Origin of the sequence: Cytophaga sp. FL35 (assembly GCF_014349235.1) — a bacterium.
In the GTDB taxonomy this organism is placed as follows: Bacteria; Bacteroidota; Bacteroidia; order Flavobacteriales; family Flavobacteriaceae; genus Euzebyella.
In genome coordinates, this window is the sequence record NZ_JACSOH010000044.1 from 1 (window position 1) to 16,595 (window position 16,595).

Annotated in this window: 13 protein-coding genes; 3 read left to right on the top strand and 10 right to left on the bottom strand. The window is 36.8% G+C overall.

The annotated features are described in order from the left end of the window. Positions 1–554: 554 nt before the first annotated feature. Positions 555–1,406 (top strand): YihY/virulence factor BrkB family protein, encoded by an 852-nt coding sequence (locus BIZ36_RS19920; protein ID WP_222937488.1) that lies wholly within the window; start codon positions 555–557, stop codon positions 1,404–1,406. Positions 1,407–1,422: 16 nt separating this feature from the next. On the opposite strand, the gene BIZ36_RS19925 is transcribed toward BIZ36_RS19920, so the two are convergent. After that, positions 1,423–2,400 (bottom strand): App1 family protein phosphatidate phosphatase, encoded by a 978-nt coding sequence (locus tag BIZ36_RS19925; RefSeq protein WP_187459626.1) that lies wholly within the window; start codon positions 2,398–2,400, stop codon positions 1,423–1,425. Between the two features lie 63 nt (positions 2,401–2,463). Between BIZ36_RS19925 and BIZ36_RS19930 the strand changes: the two genes are divergently transcribed. After that, on the top strand, positions 2,464–3,327 hold the full coding sequence (locus tag BIZ36_RS19930; RefSeq protein ID WP_187459627.1) for a diacylglycerol/lipid kinase family protein: 864 nt from the start codon (positions 2,464–2,466) through the stop codon (positions 3,325–3,327). A 620-nt stretch (positions 3,328–3,947) separates the two neighbouring features. On the opposite strand, the gene BIZ36_RS19935 is transcribed toward BIZ36_RS19930, so the two are convergent. The 8 genes from BIZ36_RS19935 to dinB all read right to left on the bottom strand — a co-directional run bounded on the left by BIZ36_RS19935 (position 3,948) and on the right by dinB (position 14,398). Then, complete coding sequence (locus BIZ36_RS19935; RefSeq protein WP_121848575.1) at positions 3,948–4,103, bottom strand: lmo0937 family membrane protein; 156 nt, start codon at positions 4,101–4,103, stop codon at positions 3,948–3,950. A 74-nt stretch (positions 4,104–4,177) separates the two neighbouring features. Beyond that, positions 4,178–5,215, bottom strand: a complete 1,038-nt coding sequence (locus tag BIZ36_RS19940) for an AI-2E family transporter (protein ID WP_187459628.1) — start codon at positions 5,213–5,215, stop codon at positions 4,178–4,180. Positions 5,216–5,455: 240 nt separating this feature from the next. Next, entirely contained in the window at positions 5,456–5,902 is a 447-nt protein-coding gene (locus tag BIZ36_RS19945) for a response regulator (RefSeq protein WP_121848573.1), read from the bottom strand. A gap of 139 nt (positions 5,903–6,041) precedes the next feature. Then, positions 6,042–8,444 carry a PAS domain-containing protein gene (locus BIZ36_RS19950; RefSeq protein WP_187459629.1) on the bottom strand — a complete coding sequence of 801 codons (2,403 nt, stop codon included), beginning with the start codon at positions 8,442–8,444 and terminating at the stop codon, positions 6,042–6,044. Between the two features lie 119 nt (positions 8,445–8,563). After that, entirely contained in the window at positions 8,564–9,001 is a 438-nt protein-coding gene (locus BIZ36_RS19955) for a response regulator (RefSeq protein ID WP_187459630.1), read from the bottom strand. Between the two features lie 352 nt (positions 9,002–9,353). Then, entirely contained in the window at positions 9,354–10,133 is a 780-nt protein-coding gene (locus BIZ36_RS19960) for an SOS response-associated peptidase (protein WP_121848570.1), read from the bottom strand. 29 nt (positions 10,134–10,162) lie between these two features. Next, the gene (locus BIZ36_RS19965; protein ID WP_187459631.1) at positions 10,163–13,183 is read right to left on the bottom strand and encodes a DNA polymerase III subunit alpha; all 3,021 of its coding nucleotides are present in this window, start codon (positions 13,181–13,183) and stop codon (positions 10,163–10,165) included. Between the two features lie 3 nt (positions 13,184–13,186). Further along, positions 13,187–14,398, bottom strand: a complete 1,212-nt coding sequence (gene dinB, locus BIZ36_RS19970; protein ID WP_187459632.1) for a DNA polymerase IV — start codon at positions 14,396–14,398, stop codon at positions 13,187–13,189. 56 nt (positions 14,399–14,454) lie between these two features. On the opposite strand from dinB, the gene BIZ36_RS19975 reads away from it, so the two are divergent. Then, complete coding sequence (locus BIZ36_RS19975) at positions 14,455–15,228, top strand: XRE family transcriptional regulator (protein WP_187459633.1); 774 nt, start codon at positions 14,455–14,457, stop codon at positions 15,226–15,228. A gap of 92 nt (positions 15,229–15,320) precedes the next feature. Here BIZ36_RS19975 and BIZ36_RS19980 read toward each other — a convergent pair whose 3' ends face one another. Beyond that, positions 15,321–15,764 (bottom strand): BLUF domain-containing protein, encoded by a 444-nt coding sequence (locus BIZ36_RS19980; protein ID WP_286175025.1) that lies wholly within the window; start codon positions 15,762–15,764, stop codon positions 15,321–15,323. Positions 15,765–16,595: the final 831 nt, after the last annotated feature.

The following is a 16,595-nucleotide window of genomic DNA, read 5'->3' on the forward strand; positions in this document are numbered from 1 at the left end:
ATTATATTGATTATAGGTTTTACGATTTATGATACAAATAACTAATTGATTAAAGTTTCTATTAATTTTGACCAACTAATTATACAATTGTTATTTGCCTGCGGTAGAATTTTAAGTTTAGATAAATCTAATGAAGACATTGATGATGATTATGGCAGCTATTTAAGTTAATTGTATGACATTGGAGCTCTTCAGAAAAGACGAAATACTCGTGTTATATAAGTTCCATTAAGGAAATCGAGAATTCTAAACATCGTGGGTTGGAACATACTCAGGTATGGAATATAGCAAGCCTGGAAAGTACTAACACAAATAACCTAAGTAATAAGTTTCTACTACACGAAAAGACTCCATATGAATTAGAAGATTAATATACCATCTAAAAGATGCTAAAGAATATTAGTAATAATTATCAAGCAAAATTCTACTAGCGATTACTACTTATGTCTTCAATACGGCAGCAATTTATCGGGATTATCTAGGGCAAAGTAGAGCGCACATATAACATGGTAAAGGAAAATTCGACATTTGAGGTAAAGCATATTCCCTCCCTATTGAAGGAGACCTATATTGCGTGGAACAATGATAATCCGTTCCGGTTAAGCGCCGTTGTTGCCTATTATGCTATTCTTTCATTACCCGCGCTCTTAGTAATAATTGTTAATTTAGTCGGAACATTTACAAGTCCCGAATCTATACAAGACATTTTGACTAGTGAATTCTCCGAAGCATTGGGAAAGGATTCGGCCGAGGCTATTCAAGTTATGTTAGATGAAACTGAAAATAAAAAAAGGAATTTTATATCAACTATCATTGGATTAGGTACCTTAATTTTCGGGGCCACTGGAATGTTTTACCAACTGCAAATCTCACTTAATGATATCTGGCAAGTAGAACCCGATCCTAAAGCAAAATGGTGGAAACTAGTTTTTGATCGCGCTCGAAGTTTTGCATTTATATTAGTTATTGGATTTCTCTTATTAATTAGCTTTGTTGCTACAGCTGCATTGTCGGCTCTCAACGATTATATAAAGTCGAGTTTTCCAGATATGGTGCTCACTCTTGCACAGTTATTTGATATTCTTTTCTCGCTTGGAATTATAAGTCTCCTCTTTGCACTAATGTTCAAATTTCTTCCAGACGCTAAGGTAGAATGGAAAACTGTTTGGATTGGAGCTTTCATCACATCTATTCTATTCTTACTTGGTAAGTTAATACTCGGATATTATTTTGGACAAGCAAATCCTGGCTCTACTTATGGAGCTGCTGGAACTATTGTGCTTATTTTATTGTGGGTTTCTTACTCCTGTTTAATATTACTCTTTGGAGCAAAATTTACTTTCGTTTATGCCAATCGTTATGGGCAAGGTATCAGGCCAATGCCTCTGGCCCGTAAAAAGGCCTAAGCAATCAATAAATTCATCATTTCGCATGGTTTAATTGAGCCAAAAGCTTAGTACTATGCTCAATGGCAATTGAACTATCTTTAAAATAGAGTGTTTCGACTCCCATCGTTTCTATGTTAGATAAAGCTTTAACTGAATTAACCTTAGGTTTCAACCCAGTTTGCCTTAGGTAAACGATTGATATGTTTAAAGGGAACAATTTAACTATGCGTTCATAAATATAGGGATCCTGTTGAGTGTCGTCGCCAATTAAAATAAACTGCAATTCAGGATAGAATTCAATAATGTGCTTAATTTTATGAAACTTATGATCATGGTTACCGCCTCCACTTCGCAGAAAATCTAATAATCCCGTTTTCAATTTTTTCAATTTAAACACGGCTTTTGGAAACTCATTCAAGTCGGTAAATTCATTGATGAAATTATATAAGTTCCATTCACTACTGGAAACATAAAAAAAAGCATTAGATCCCATATTTTTCTTTCTTCCAGCATTGCTTAAAATTCGATAATGTTGTAAAACATCCGTAAAAATTTTCCGCCTATGAATATTTTGAGTCAATAAGACGTAAATCTTTTTAAATAAGCTTCTCGTATGGGAAATCAAAAAAGTATCGTCAATATCTGAAATTAGACCGTATTCTCCTGGATAAGGTTTAATAAATTCTACTTTCTCGGTAATTATCTTTCCTTCTATTTCAGCCTGTAATTCTGCCAAGTGCCATCCGGCAGATAAATTATAAGAATAGGGTATAGAAAAACGGAAATAACCATCCTTCAAGGTTTTAGTCTGTACCTCGATGCCATTGAGTTTTAATACAATGGAATGATTGGAAAAAGGCTTTAATTTAAACATTTTAAAGATCTCGACAGCATGTCTAATCTTCCGTCCCTGAAAATCATATCCAATTTCCGGCCGACTGTATAGATGTCCAAATATTATTATTTCTTGCTCATTGGCATATCCTTTATACGTTTGCAAAACAATGGCCATGTTCGCCTATAATTTATGCTTAAATTTAAATGTAGGTAATAAAATTACTACCTAAAAATTCACATGAAGAAAGTTTTGATGATTGTCAATCCAATATCTGGAAATATTGACAAGTTGCCCATAATTAAACAAGTTCAACATTTACTTCATCAAAAGGTCGAATTATGCATATTTACAACCTCAGGTGATGGAGATATTAGATTGCTGGAATTAAGGATTCAACAATTTGGACCTGACCGGCTTCTGGTCGTAGGTGGTGATGGAACAATTAAATTAGCTGCTGAAGCGGGATATAAAAAAAAGATGGAAATAGGTATATTACCTATGGGTTCTGCAAACGGATTAGCAACCGATTTAGACATTCCTAAATCTTTAGAACAAGCTTTGCAAGTGGCATTAGGAAAGAATTTAATGGCAGTAGACGTCATAGAAATTGCAGATAGCATAGGATTACATATAAGTGACATCGGAATTAATGCTGAATTAATTGCAAACTTTAGTCAAAATAAGATTCGAGGACATTTTGGATATTTTTTAAATACCATACCAACCTTACTTCGAACTAAGGCACCATATAAATTCTCAGTCTCTGCAAATAATAAAACTCTCCATTTCAAAGCCATTATGGTGGCAATTGCTAACAGTAAAAAATTTGGCACCGGCACAATAATAAATCCAGAAGGAAAAATAAATGATGGAGAAATAGAAATCATAATATTTAAAAAACTAGATATTGTCAACATTTTAAAAACTATAGGTGGTGAGGTTAAACTCAATTCTGATTTTGTAGAAATTATAAAAACCAAAGAGGTCACCATTAAGGCAGAGAGACCGGTTGATTTTCAAATAGATGGCGAGCACTTTGGACAAACATCAAATATATATGCATGTGTGAAACCTGGAGCAATTAAAATTGCCATACCCTAGCTGGTAAATTGATTTCAGAAAACGGTTGAAAGGACTTACTTCCGATTTTTTTTGTACAGGCTCCATTCGAAAAATAAGGGAAGGAAATCTAGGGATCAACCAAAAGTTGTTTAATTAATTAGAGAATGAAGGAAATAATATAGTGGCAATTATTATTATCAAGATTATAGAAACAACTATTACGGTGATGAGTGGAAATCTCGATTTGGTAGATTCCGTAGTCTGATTTCTAACTCCAATGTCATCTCGTTGTTTTGTTTCCATTGGGGCACTTTCACTGGCTTTACTGCTACTCTCTTTCATTTTTCTCATGACTTTCCGAATTATTTTCTATTGGTATTTTAATTAATTGGTTGCCTATAGATGAGCTTTAAGATACTCTATTAAATTTTGCTAGGTTTGAGAAAGAATTACTATACACCCTTACGAACAGAATCTAATTATCGAAGCGGTAAAAAGAATGAATTCAAATCCTATTATAACCGCAATAAACAGTTTATATAATTTTGAGGCATGCATATTCTGGGGGAAACTCATAATAAATGTGGAATTCGATTAAAGTTCAAGTGGAAAGAAAAGATTTGCCGGGAACTCTACGCAGAATTCCCAGCTTTAGCATGTTATACCTTTCTTCCAGTTAGCAAATTGTAGATTAACAGGATGACGGCTATGACCAAAATGGCATGGATTATACCCCCAACATCGGGAAACATTGTAAAGCCCAATAACCATGCAATCACCAATATGACAATAATAGTCCAGATAGCACTTTTCATAATTTAAGAAGTTTTATTGATTAGATTTGCAATGTAAATAGCAATCTAAGTAAGCGTTGCCGCAAATAATTTAATTACGGACTTGTTTGATTTTCTCTATCCCAACTGGTCACCCAATAAGATTTTCGATAGATTTCCCACATGATAAACAAGGTATTAATCAGTATGGGTCCAATAATTACTCCTACAATTCCCAGCAGGGGAATACCGATAATAACACCAATTAGGGTCTGTAAGGGATGTATATTGTCATAACTTTTTAAGAAAAGTATTCTTATCAAATTATCAATCGTTGAAATTACCAATAGACCGTATGAAAGAGTTGTCCATGCCAAAATCTCTTTACCCGAACCGAGCAAGAGTAGGAATAGCGGTACGAATCCCAATGACGAACCTATAAAAGGAACAATAGAGGCAAAACCTATAATTACCGACCAAAAAAATACATCACCCACCCCTATAAACATCAATCCGATAAAAGCTACGATACTTTGAGCCAATGCCGTTATCGGTATGGCCCAAAAATTCGAACGAATCTTTTTACGTGCTGGAATCATCACTCTTTTAATGTCCGCTTCCGAAAACGGAAGATACTTTTCCAAAAAGTCCGAGGCATCGGATTTGGTCAATAATAAATAGTATAGCGTAAGTACCATCAGCAGCATACCGACTAACGTTACCAATAGATTTGCCATAATCACTTCAAAGCTACTTTCAAAAAAATTAGTAATCATGTCTTGACCTAGGTGCCATTCGAAATCCTCATCGACATACTTCTGGATAAGAAATACCAGTTTATCAAGAGCCGAGGAAATCTGTACCATACCCTTAACGGCTTTATCCATTCGCGTCCACAACATTCCAAACAGAAAAATCGGTGGTATAATAATCGACAAAGTGGTTAGTATTGTTAAAACCCCTGCCGCCAGTTTAGGACGAAGGCCAATTTCAATAAGGGGTTCCATTTTTTCTTCCAAAAGAATATAAAACACAAACGCCGCTAAACAACCTGACATGAACGGTACCAGATGCCATCCTATCAAGATTCCTCCCAAAATAATGAGAGAAAGAAGGAACAACTGTTTCAGATAGGAACTTTCGAGTATGGGCATGGCCGAAATAGATTCAGCCTAAATTAAATAAAGGAGTAATATTAGAGGTGCTTTTTATTTTTAAATAGTATTGGATTAGATATAATTGTCCCACTATTCTATTTCACAGTATCTTTCTGCTACCATTGGTTATAATATTAGCAATAAAAATGCAAAATTAGTTATAGACCACAATCTGCAGTGCGCAATAATATGATATATCCCTTTTTTCAAAAAGTTTACATACAGTTGGTAAGATAATCAGTCATTGTTCAAGAGGAAGCGGTCCTTCGGAAGAGGTTTAAAACTATTACTAGTAGCGATTTTTAAGGTCTTACCTAACAGCGCAGTTAACTTCCCAAAACTTGAGGGCTTTGAAATATATCCGTGAGCTCCATTCATATAGGCATTTTCAATATCCGCTTCAGAAGTAGAGGTGGAATAGATTGCGACAAAAATCTTATCAAGACCTAATGAGTTACGTAGTTTTTTCAAAACTTCGATTCCAGAAATAACAGGCATGTTAAGATCCAGAAAAATCAAAGTGCTCACCGATTGGTCCAACCTGTCAAGCTTTTTTAAGAAGTCACTACCGTCTTCACAGAGAAGAAGCTCGGCCTGCAATTTCAGAGCATCGAAGGCCTCTGCAAATAATTCGCGGTCATCCGGATCATCATCCACCAAAATTATTCTTTGTTTCGCATTCATTTCGCTGGAGTAAGATTAACCTTATTAATAGCCTTGCAAGATAGCTATAATATCCGGATAAATAGTTCTAAATAAAATTTGTCTACAATCATCTAACTTTTTATGAATCAAACATATGATATCAAATTGATTAAAATCATTATTCCATAGGCAAATAAAGGGTGAAAGAAGCTCCATTTCCAACTTTACTGGAGGCCACAATCGCACCATTATGAGCCAGAACGATTTTTTTTACAATGGCTAACCCTATACCGGTACCTCCATACTTCGTCTTGTGATGTGATCTTTGGAAAACCTCAAAAATTTTATTTTCCATTCCAGATGGAAAACCTATCCCATTATCGGTGACCTGAATTTTTGCGTAGCTCAAATTTCTATTCAATTCCAGTTTATTTATTTCTCTCGAACTACATTTAAAATACGATACTTGAATTTTGGGAATTTCATTTTCTTTAGAAAACTTGAGGGAGTTACCGATAAGGTTATCAAAAACTTGCCGTAACTGAAATGGCACCCCAATAACTATCGGCAGTCTGTCGTATTTTACCTCGGCCTTTTTTATATCAATATACTCGGATCTATCTTCAATAATTTGATTCAGAATAGTATTTAAATCTACGGCTTCAAACTTGAAGCTATTGTCATCGGCTCTGGAGAAGGCCAGCAAATCATCAATCAACGAACGCATTCGCTTGGCTGATTCTGTAATTTTATGAAAATATCCCTTTCCTTTATCTGATAGACTATCACCCTCCCGTTCCATGATTCGAGAGGTGAACATTTGAATTTTCCGTAAAGGCTCCTGTAGATCGTGACTAGAGACATATGCAAATGATTCTAATTCATCATTTGCTTTCTCTAATTGCTTAATTGATTTTTCTAAATCTGCATTAGCCTTGTTTAATAAATGAGTTCGTTGTTCTACCTGATTCTCTAATTCTTTTGAAAAATGAATTAATTTCTGCCTGGCATAGTATTCGTTAGATACATCTGTAACGGTTATCATAACTCCGGAAACCGAGCCATCGATTTCCCTCAAAGGCAGATATACATAATTCACGTAAAAGGTATTCTGCTGACCATTTATATTTACTATAGCTTGTGAATTATAATCACGGGTCGACTTACCAGTTCTTATAACGTCTTTTAAAATCTCAATATATTTCTGGCCCTCTAATTCTGGAAATACATCAATTAATCTTTTTCCCGCAATTTCCTTCCATGCCTTACCCCAAAAGTGACTAAGCATTTTATTATTGGCCATTTCGATTCGTAAATCGCTACCTCGAAAAATGGCTTTTGCCACAGGAGATTGTAATACTAAATTTTTAAACTGTGTTTCTTTTTCCTTTAAATCATTCTGAGCTACTACATAATCAGTGACCTCGTTAGTAATTAGCATTATTTCCAGTAAATCATCGGATTCTCCATTTATTGGATGTAAAATAAAATTGAAATAGGCCTGTTCAATTTTACCATTTCTTTTTACTGGCATTAAAAACTCCTTACCGCGAACCGATTCTCGACTTTTAAATAATTCATTAAAAAGTGGACTTACCCTCTCCTCAATACCTGGAAATAAGCTGTAAAGTTTTTTTCCAACTAACTGATGGGGTTTTTTATTTATAAAATTTAAGAAAGTCGGATTAGCCATTTCCACAACCAATTGGGGCCCTTTAAACATAGCTATCCCGGTAGGAGCATTCCGTACTATATTTTCGAATCTTTCCTTTTCAGTTTTAATTTGGAGATTGGCATACCTAAGTTGCTCAGCGGCTTTTTCTTGTTCTGTTACATCTTGAAGTATACCATTGAATCGATAGGCTTCACCTGCCTCATTAAACCAGGAACGACCCAAGGCCCTAACTATCTTAATTTCTTTGGTGGTCTTGTTCTCTATTGAATATACAACATCATATTTTCCATCATTTTCTCCATTTAAAGCTCTCTGGATCTCACTTTCGACACGTTGCCTGTCTTGTGGTAGAATAGCATTCAAGGCAATTGGCAAATCAATTTCCATCTTATTAGATATGCCAAACCAATCCTTAAGCCTTTTATTCCCTTGAAACTTATGGGTTTTTGGGTTATAATCCCAAGTGCCAAGCTCAGCGGCATCAACCGAAAATTTTAATAAATCTTCGCTCTCTTCTAACCTTTTCAGGTTAAGAACAGCATTCGTTGTTTCGGAGCAAGTGACGAGTACACCATTGATTTTTTCGTCGTCACCCATTAAGGCACTATAGCTAAAGGTCCAATAGACATTTTCTATTCTACCATTTCGATTTATTGGAATCAATTGATTTTCTCTAAAAATGGGATTACCGGTAGATAGCACCTCTCTAATCATTGGCTCTATAGTATGCCAAATTTCCGGCCAGGCGTTCTTGGCTTTTTCACCGATAATTGAAGGATGTTTACCTTCTGTACCTAGACTTGGTCGATATGCATCATTATAGAAGCAGTATAAATCACTATCCCACCATATAAATTTTGGAAATGCAGATTTAAGCATATTGCTTAAGGAAATCTTTAAAGACAAAGGCCAAGTTTCAGGTTTCCCCAATTTATGAGTAGTCCAGTCTTTGGCAGCTATTAGAGTAGCCATTTCTCCCCCACCTTGAAGAAAAGATGGGAGCATATCATGTTCCGTATGTGTCATCACATTTCCCTAAATACAAATTCTAATTTTCCCTGACCTTTCCCATTTATATTTAAAACATTTGTTATGCATAACTCCAACATAGATTTTAGCTGTTGAAATGAAGATGGTTTTTGCAAATATTGATTTGCTCCGGATTCAGATAACCTTTTGGCAATGCTGTCCACAATTATTGTAGAATAAACAATTACAGGAATATCTAGCAACCTCTTTTCGCTGCGAATTCTTAGTAGACAATCTGCACCATTTAAAACCGGCATGTTGAAATCCATAAATATGAGATGCGGAATTGGATGACCAGCCCCTAAATATTCGAATAAATCCAAACCATTTGCGAATGTATCAATTTCAGTTTGGAATGGGAGTTCACTTATGGCATCCTCGAAAAGGTCACGATCATCTTCATCATCATCAATCAGGAAAATTTTATATCTCATTAATTATATAAGAATAGCATGGTCAAACGATTGTACAATTTATAAATTTCTTTAAAGAAGCAAAAAGTCATTTATATCATTATCACAAGAGGATGAAGAAATCAAATATTAGATTAAAACTTTTAATAATCTAAAATCCACTACTCAAATACTAGTTAAGCAACTGGTAATTTTCTAGCAACTAGACCTTAAGATTCATCCGGGTTGAAATGAATGTATGCAAGCAGAACTAAGAATATCAAGCGGGAATTTCTTTTCCGAATAGCGCTTGATACGCATCAACTTTTTTTAAACTTTAACAAAATGAGATGAAGCTATTATATTTCTAAATCTATTCAGATTCAAAAATTAGTTAAAATAATTCAGTCTGCGAGAGCTCAGGATAGTCTACCTTATTTGTAATCTCAGCAACATTACCCTTATATGCCTTCCCTCTTAGTCTGTCCACCGTATAAGCTTCCATTTCTTCATCCGGGTAAGGTCCAATGAGCTCGCTTATCGCTTTTTCTGCCAATTCTTCGTCGTATTCACCTAACCACTTATCTTGAAGTTCATCGGGTAAGATTAATGGCATTCGCGGTTCTTCAGATGCCGCAGGATTATTGTGGATTTTTTCCATCATTTCATTGGCCGTGGTCGTTACTATGGTAAAGGTACTTTGGGTCTCTCCACTTTCTTCATCCGTCCATTCACGCCAAAGACCTGCCAATACCATGGGTTGACTACCTTTTCTAAAAATGAAATGCGGGTATGTATTGTTATTGAAATGCCTATGTTCATAAAACCCATCAATTGGAATAAGACACCTTCTACTTTTGGCGGAAGACTTAAAGGATTTTAAATCAAATATAGTTTCACCCCTGGCATTCAAAGTTTTGTTCCACGCCCCATACAACTGTTTTTTATTCTTGACCCAGTAAGGTGCCAACCCCCATTGTGAAATGGTCGGTTCATAGGGATTTTCATTGGTGTATATCAATAATCTGGGATGCTTGAAACCAGTTACATGGTAATAAGGAAAATCGGCGACCTCCTTTATTCGCTCCTTAATATCCTTGAGCACTTCTTTATTACCTTCTCTATTGGCCCTTTTGAGCTGTGTATCTAAATGGACCCGAACATCGTAGCACATAACCTAATTTGTTTACTACAAGATAATCATTAGCTTTTGATTTCCTTTCGTTTAGCAGATTTAAGCTTAAAAAAGTCTTCGTACTTGGGCTCATCCGAACTTCGGGGATCCGGTTTAAGATGCAATTTTTTAGTCCATATGACATCCATACTGAAGTGGCCAAATTCTTCCGTAATTTTTCCATAACACGCATATATGCCCCTACCTAGAATTTGATATTTTTCCACCACACTTGGAAAATGTACAGCATCAAAATAGTCTCCCTCTTGATCAATAAAGGTGCTTAAACGCATTCTTTTCCCTTGGCTAGTCGTATGAAATCGCGTGTTAACCACATTGCCATAAAGTAACATTTCCTTCCCTGAGAATCCCCCCATATCCTTCGCTAATGCTTTGGAAAGCAATTTCTCGGATATCAAATCGAAATAATCACACAAGGGAAAACCCAACAATTCCATTTCGTCATAGGCATCCTCCAGCCATCCTTGATCAAACGACGGCAATACAAATTTTCTATGGTCAGGCCTGAATAATTGGGGATGGGCCGAGCGCTTACCTAGCGCATTCAATTTAAAGGCAGCCTCCCAAAGCAATTCAGGTTTACTTTTTCCAGTAAATCGAAATGCGCCAATACGTACCAAAATAGTTAGCTGTTCTAAGCTCACGGTTACACGATCCACAAAATCATCCAAGGACTCGAACCTACCGTAAAGTTGACGTTCGGTCAGCAGTCTTTGAACTAATAAAGTTTCAAGATTTTTCAAATACCCAAAACCGAGATAAATATTCTTACCCTTGATACAATTGGCATGTTCACTGTGATTGATACAGGGGGCGTGAATGATACCCCCACACATTCGGGCCTCATGAATATAGTGTTCGCTACTATAAAAACCGCCGCCGTTATTAAGTACGGCTACCATAAACTCCAATGGAAAATAATGTTTAAGATAAAGACTCTGATAGCTCTCTACTGCATAACTAGCCGAATGCCCTTTAGCAAAAGCATAACCCGCAAAACTCGAAATCTGCTCCCAAACTTCATTGATGATTTCCTCTGAATAACCTCTTTCCAAGCAATTGGAACGGAATTTTAACTCGACCGCTTGAAATTCTTCCCTAGAACGAAACTTTCCGCTCATCCCCCTCCGCAATACATCGGCCTCCCCAAGATCCAAACCAGCAAATTCATGGGCTACTTTCAGAACATCTTCTTGATAGACCATAACACCATACGTCTCAGGCATAATCTGAGCCAATATTGGATGCGCTTCTTTACGTCGTTCGGGTTCACGATGTCTGCGGATGAACTCCGTTTTCATCCCTGAGGAAGAAACTCCAGGACGGATGACCGAACTGGCCGCTACCAAACTCAAATAGTCCCTTACCTTTAGTTTTTTCATCAAACCTCGCATAGCCGGAGACTCTACATAATAGACTCCAATAGCTTTACCTTGCGCTAACAGGTTATTCAAATTATCGTCTTTCTTAAACTTCTCAATTTGAGAAATGTCGATTTCAGGTAAATCTGGCCGGTTTTCCTTTACGATTTCAATCGCCTCCTTAATTTTTGCTAGGCCTCGTTGTCCCAATATATCAAACTTAAATATTCCAGCATCTTCAGCAATGATCATATCGAATTGTACGGTAGGAAATCCTTTTGGGGGCAAATCGGTGGCCGAATAAAAGTGTATAGGCCTCTCAAGAATAAGAATTCCTGCAGAATGAACGCTTAAATGATTGGGCATGCCTTGTATGAGCGAACCATATTTTAATACCAAGCGATGTATTTCCTCCATTTTAGACCTATTAAAACTCCCATCACTTAATTGATCGATATCACTTTTGGGGAGTCCGAAAACTTTTCCCAACTCCCTAACGGTAGCCCGATATTTAAAGGTATTGTAGGTTGCCAAAAGAGCTGCATTAGGGTGTTTTTTGAATATATAGTCAGTGATATCATCACGATCTTTCCAGCTAAAATCGATATCAAAGTCAGGAGGTGATGCCCTAAATGGGTTAATGAATCGTTCAAAATATAGGTCCAACTCAATGGGGTCAACATCGGTAATGCCGATGATATAGGCTACAATACTATTGGCGCCACTCCCCCGCCCAACATGAAAATAGCCCTTATTTTTTGCATAGGTAATGATATCGTGATTGATTAAAAAATAGGAAACAAAATCCATCTCCTGAATGACCTTTAACTCCCTTTGGAGCCGTGCCCTTACTTGATTATTGGCATCAGGGTAACGCGAAGGCAAGCCCTCTTGGCATAGGTTCTTTAGGGTATTAAAATCGCTTTCTTTTGACTTTCCAAAAACCTGTAAGTTTTGGGACACTCTTTTGGCTCCAAACTGAAAGTCTATAGAACATTGCGATAATAGACGCCGTGTATTTTCCCAAATACCGGGTATATGGGCGTATGTGTTCGATAGCTCCTCTAAAGGTAACATCCGTTCAGAGGGTCGTCCTTCCTCCGTAGTTTGTAATTTGCTTAGTAAGGTATTATTATCAATGGCACGAAGAAGACGGTGGGCGTTGAAATCACGCTTATTGCGAAATGTCACAGGTTGTTGTACCACCCATTTTTCAAAGGCCTCGCGATAGGGAGAAAAAGGTAGTCTTCTCAGATTTTCAATGGATATGCCTATGTATTCATAAGTTCGAAAAGTTGTTTTTTGCAATAGCATCAACTGTTCAAAAGGGTAGATGATAAAAACGTTATCGAATTCTGGGGCTACTTCGGGTAGTGGCTTTGATTGATGTGAGTGAATGGATAAAAATGAATTAAGTTCCCTAAACCCATCATTGTTTTTGGCTATGCCCAGATACAATTGTTTCGCCCCATTTCTAAAATCAATCCCGACCATGGGTCTGATACCAAACTCAGGCGCTTTTCGAATAAAATTTAGACTAGCCGAGGTGTTATTGATATCGGTCAATACCAGTTCCTTCAATCCACAATCTTTCCCTAACTGGAGCAGATCCAATTCGGAGAAGGTTCCAAAGCGCAAGGAATAATATGTATGACAGTTAAGGTACATCTCTTATTGCGTTCTATGTGCCAAAACCATAGGTGGTTCACCATTAAAGGCATTATAAAATCTACCTATGGACTTTGCTCCCATCGAGGAAGCTCTCATGACAGTCTTTTCTCCGAATCTTCTTCGGATATGGTCCATTGCCCCGTATAGGTTGAGCATTTCCTCGGTATCATCAAAAAGATTGATTTGGTAGTTACCGGAAACCAAATCGCTCATTCGCACCCCCACCAAGCGCAGTAGCAACCGTCTTTGGTACAATTGTTCAAAAAGCTCCAATACTTTCGGAATCAGAATATGATCCGCACTGGTATAGGGTATTTTAACCTGTTTGGTATAGGTATTGAAATCAGCGTATCTAATCTTAATGGAAATACAGGAGGTCAACTTATCCCCGTTTCGTAAGGCAAAGCCTAAATTCTCGGCCATGGCCGTTAAAGTCGTTCGCAGCTTGACCATGTCCGTTGTATTCCAAAAGGTTCTTTCCGTTGATATGGACTTTCGTTCGTGATACTGTATCAATGGGGGTCTATCCATCCCATTGGCCCGACGCCATATCACCTGACCATTTTTGCCAAAGGCGCTGATCATCATTTCCTCGGGCATATCCTGAATAGTCTTCACCTTAAAGACACCCATGTTTTTAAGGGACTGAAATGTTTTTTTACCTATGGAAGGTATTTTATGAACAGAAAGAGGGGCTAGGAACGACTTCTCCAAACCAAATTCTATCTTCATTTGGTTATTGGGTTTCGCCTCGTTGGTAGCCACTTTTGAGGTGATTTTATTCGAGGATAAGCCAAAAGAAATAGGCAGACCCGTCTCCTTCATGATTCTATGCCGGAGTTCTGTTGCATACTTATAACAACCAAAGAATTTATCCATTCCTGATAAATCGGCATAGAACTCATCTACACTGGCCTTTTCAAATAGAGGTACCTGTTCTTTTATGATATCGGTGACTTCTTGAGAAAACTTGGTATACGTACTGGCATTTCCGCGGATAACATAAGCCTCTGGACAAAGTTGCTTGGCCAATTTCATAGCCATGCCTGACCGCACCCCAAACTTTCGTGTTTCATAACTACAGGCCGAGACGACACCTCGATTGCCTGTACCACCTACTAACACAGGCCGCTTCAAGAGTTTGGAGTCCATTCGCCTTTCACAGGACACAAAAAAAGTATCTAAATCGAGATGTAGAATATTGCTTTCCATAGGACCGACAAAATTAACTACAATTTGTAGTCACTATTGCTTATATTTGTAGTATTATGAATTTCATTTCAAAGAACATCCGCCATCTAAGAGATTTGAAAGGCCTTTCCCAGGAGCAGTTGGCCGAAGAATTGGGCATTACCCGATCAAATTTAGGCTCTAAGGAAGAGGGTCGCTCTCAGCCCAATCTAGATTTACTGATTTCGATTTCTGATTACTTTCGGATTCCTGTAGACATTCTTATCAAAAAGGATTTGACGAAGGCCAAGGATTTTTCATTTATCGAATTGGGCAATCAAAGGGTATTGTTTCCCATTATGGTAGATTCCGAAAATGAAGATTTGATAGAGGTTGTACCAGTGAAAACTTCCGCCGGTTACCTGGCAGGATATGATGATCCCGAATACATTGAGCAATTGGCCAAAATTAAACTTCCTTTTCTACCCACCGGCAAGCATAGGGCCTTTCCCATAAAGGGCGATTCTATGTTACCCATGAAAGATGGTGCCTTTGTTATAGGAAAATTTGTGGAGAACCGGAGTGATATTGTAGATGGCAAAACCTATATCCTACTTACCCGCAATAACGGAATGGTTTACAAAAGGGTGTACAACCGGATTCATATGAACAACACACTACAATTAGTCTCTGATAACAGTGCCTATGAACCTTATGAAGTAGCTATAGACGAAGTTTTGGAACTATGGGAATTCACTTGTAGTATCAACACACAGGAATATTCAGCAGAAGAACTAAAACTAAGTAGCATTGTCCAACTGTTCAATAGCTTAGGCGTTGAACTGGAAGCCTTAAGGAGGCTAATAGGATAACAGTTCGCTGATATAATTGGTTGGTAAGATTGGCTATTCTGACGTAAAAATAAATATACATCAACTTCGACAGTCAAGTGCAATCCTCCATCTTAAATATTTATTTTGGAAGGAGGAAGTGATAATAAAAATTTCATCTTTTTCCAAAATAGAATAGCGGTAACGTTCGTCGGTTTACTTAAATCAGCTAAAAGCAATAAATTTCTCTTGAACTGTTCAAATTCAGGAAGTCCCATTTTATCCTCATCAATAGGATAATAGGCCATACCCCAATCAGGGAAGTTTCGTTCATTAATATCATCCTTACTGAATAAGCTAACTTTAGTATGCCGAGAATCCTTTTTGATATTCTCGAAGAGTCCTTTTACCTTATCTTCAGGACCTTCCAATATCTGTATAAACCTTTGGGAATAATACATGAGGCAGCCAGTAATTCCATTTTCCGAATTGAACTCTCTCGCAGTCTTTAAAATGTTTTCAATATCCACATTTGTAATAGTGGGATTAGCCTGAGACTCATAAGTAAGTGTAAACATGTAGCAGAATTTGGGCTAAAATTACCTACCTATATTTATAAGAGTAGCCACACATGAATAAAATTGCAGCATACTTCAAGCATTAAATTATTTGAATTTGCTATAAGAAGATTTTATACTTCAGAAAATATCAGAGGATAGCACTAAATATGGCATTCCCGGCGCTTCAATATAATCTTTTCAGTCAAGGAAAAAAACTTCCAAAATGCTACTTTTTTTTTGACTGTTTTTTATAATTAGCATTCCCTAATTTAAGAATGGCATCCAGGGTACCTAATAACCCTAGAGAAACATTGGGTTCTATTTTTTTCTTTTTTTTTCGGTGGATGCCTTTCTTCTTCATCTACACATAAATTTTCAGCTGAATGCCATATGAAAGAGATCTTGCAAGAATAATCCTTAGCATATCGAGGGGGTTATCCGATTTTTTCATAAATGTAAAAAATACTTTAGAAGTATTATTGCAAGCCAAAGTTAAAGTATGATTTTCGTAGAGTTATTCAAAAAATGAGGTGCTGAATTCAAATAAGAAAAGGCCAGATGAATCTGACCTTCCATTAATCAGCTAAAAGATAAAATCCTCATATTAGGTCCAAGCTCCCCAGCGAAACCTAATAAATGCTACTCTTTTAGATAATTACTTATGTCCACTAAATTCAAAAGGTCAGAATTGACCTGACCTTTTGTGTGGGGATAATTTATACCTAAACCAGCTAATCTTTAAAACTGCACAGAATTAAATCACTAAATGCTAGAAAGGTTATAATGAAACGCCTCCTAACCTGCATTATTTTATGATTATTATCCTTTCTTTTAATCCAACCTCTATAA

Coding starts and splice junctions, on each gene's coding strand:
- BIZ36_RS19980 (WP_286175025.1), bottom strand. CDS start 15,764: ATGTTTACACTTACTTATGAGTCTCAGGCTAATCCCACTATTACAAAT.
- BIZ36_RS19935 (WP_121848575.1), bottom strand. CDS start 4,103: ATGAAAAGTGCTATCTGGACTATTATTGTCATATTGGTGATTGCATGG.
- BIZ36_RS19975 (WP_187459633.1), top strand. CDS start 14,455: ATGAATTTCATTTCAAAGAACATCCGCCATCTAAGAGATTTGAAAGGC.
- BIZ36_RS19965 (WP_187459631.1), bottom strand. CDS start 13,183: ATGTACCTTAACTGTCATACATATTATTCCTTGCGCTTTGGAACCTTC.
- BIZ36_RS19930 (WP_187459627.1), top strand. CDS start 2,464: ATGAAGAAAGTTTTGATGATTGTCAATCCAATATCTGGAAATATTGAC.
- BIZ36_RS19960 (WP_121848570.1), bottom strand. CDS start 10,133: ATGTGCTACGATGTTCGGGTCCATTTAGATACACAGCTCAAAAGGGCC.
- BIZ36_RS19955 (WP_187459630.1), bottom strand. CDS start 9,001: ATGAGATATAAAATTTTCCTGATTGATGATGATGAAGATGATCGTGAC.
- BIZ36_RS19925 (WP_187459626.1), bottom strand. CDS start 2,400: ATGGCCATTGTTTTGCAAACGTATAAAGGATATGCCAATGAGCAAGAA.
- BIZ36_RS19940 (WP_187459628.1), bottom strand. CDS start 5,215: ATGCCCATACTCGAAAGTTCCTATCTGAAACAGTTGTTCCTTCTTTCT.
- BIZ36_RS19945 (WP_121848573.1), bottom strand. CDS start 5,902: ATGAATGCGAAACAAAGAATAATTTTGGTGGATGATGATCCGGATGAC.
- dinB (WP_187459632.1), bottom strand. CDS start 14,398: ATGGAAAGCAATATTCTACATCTCGATTTAGATACTTTTTTTGTGTCC.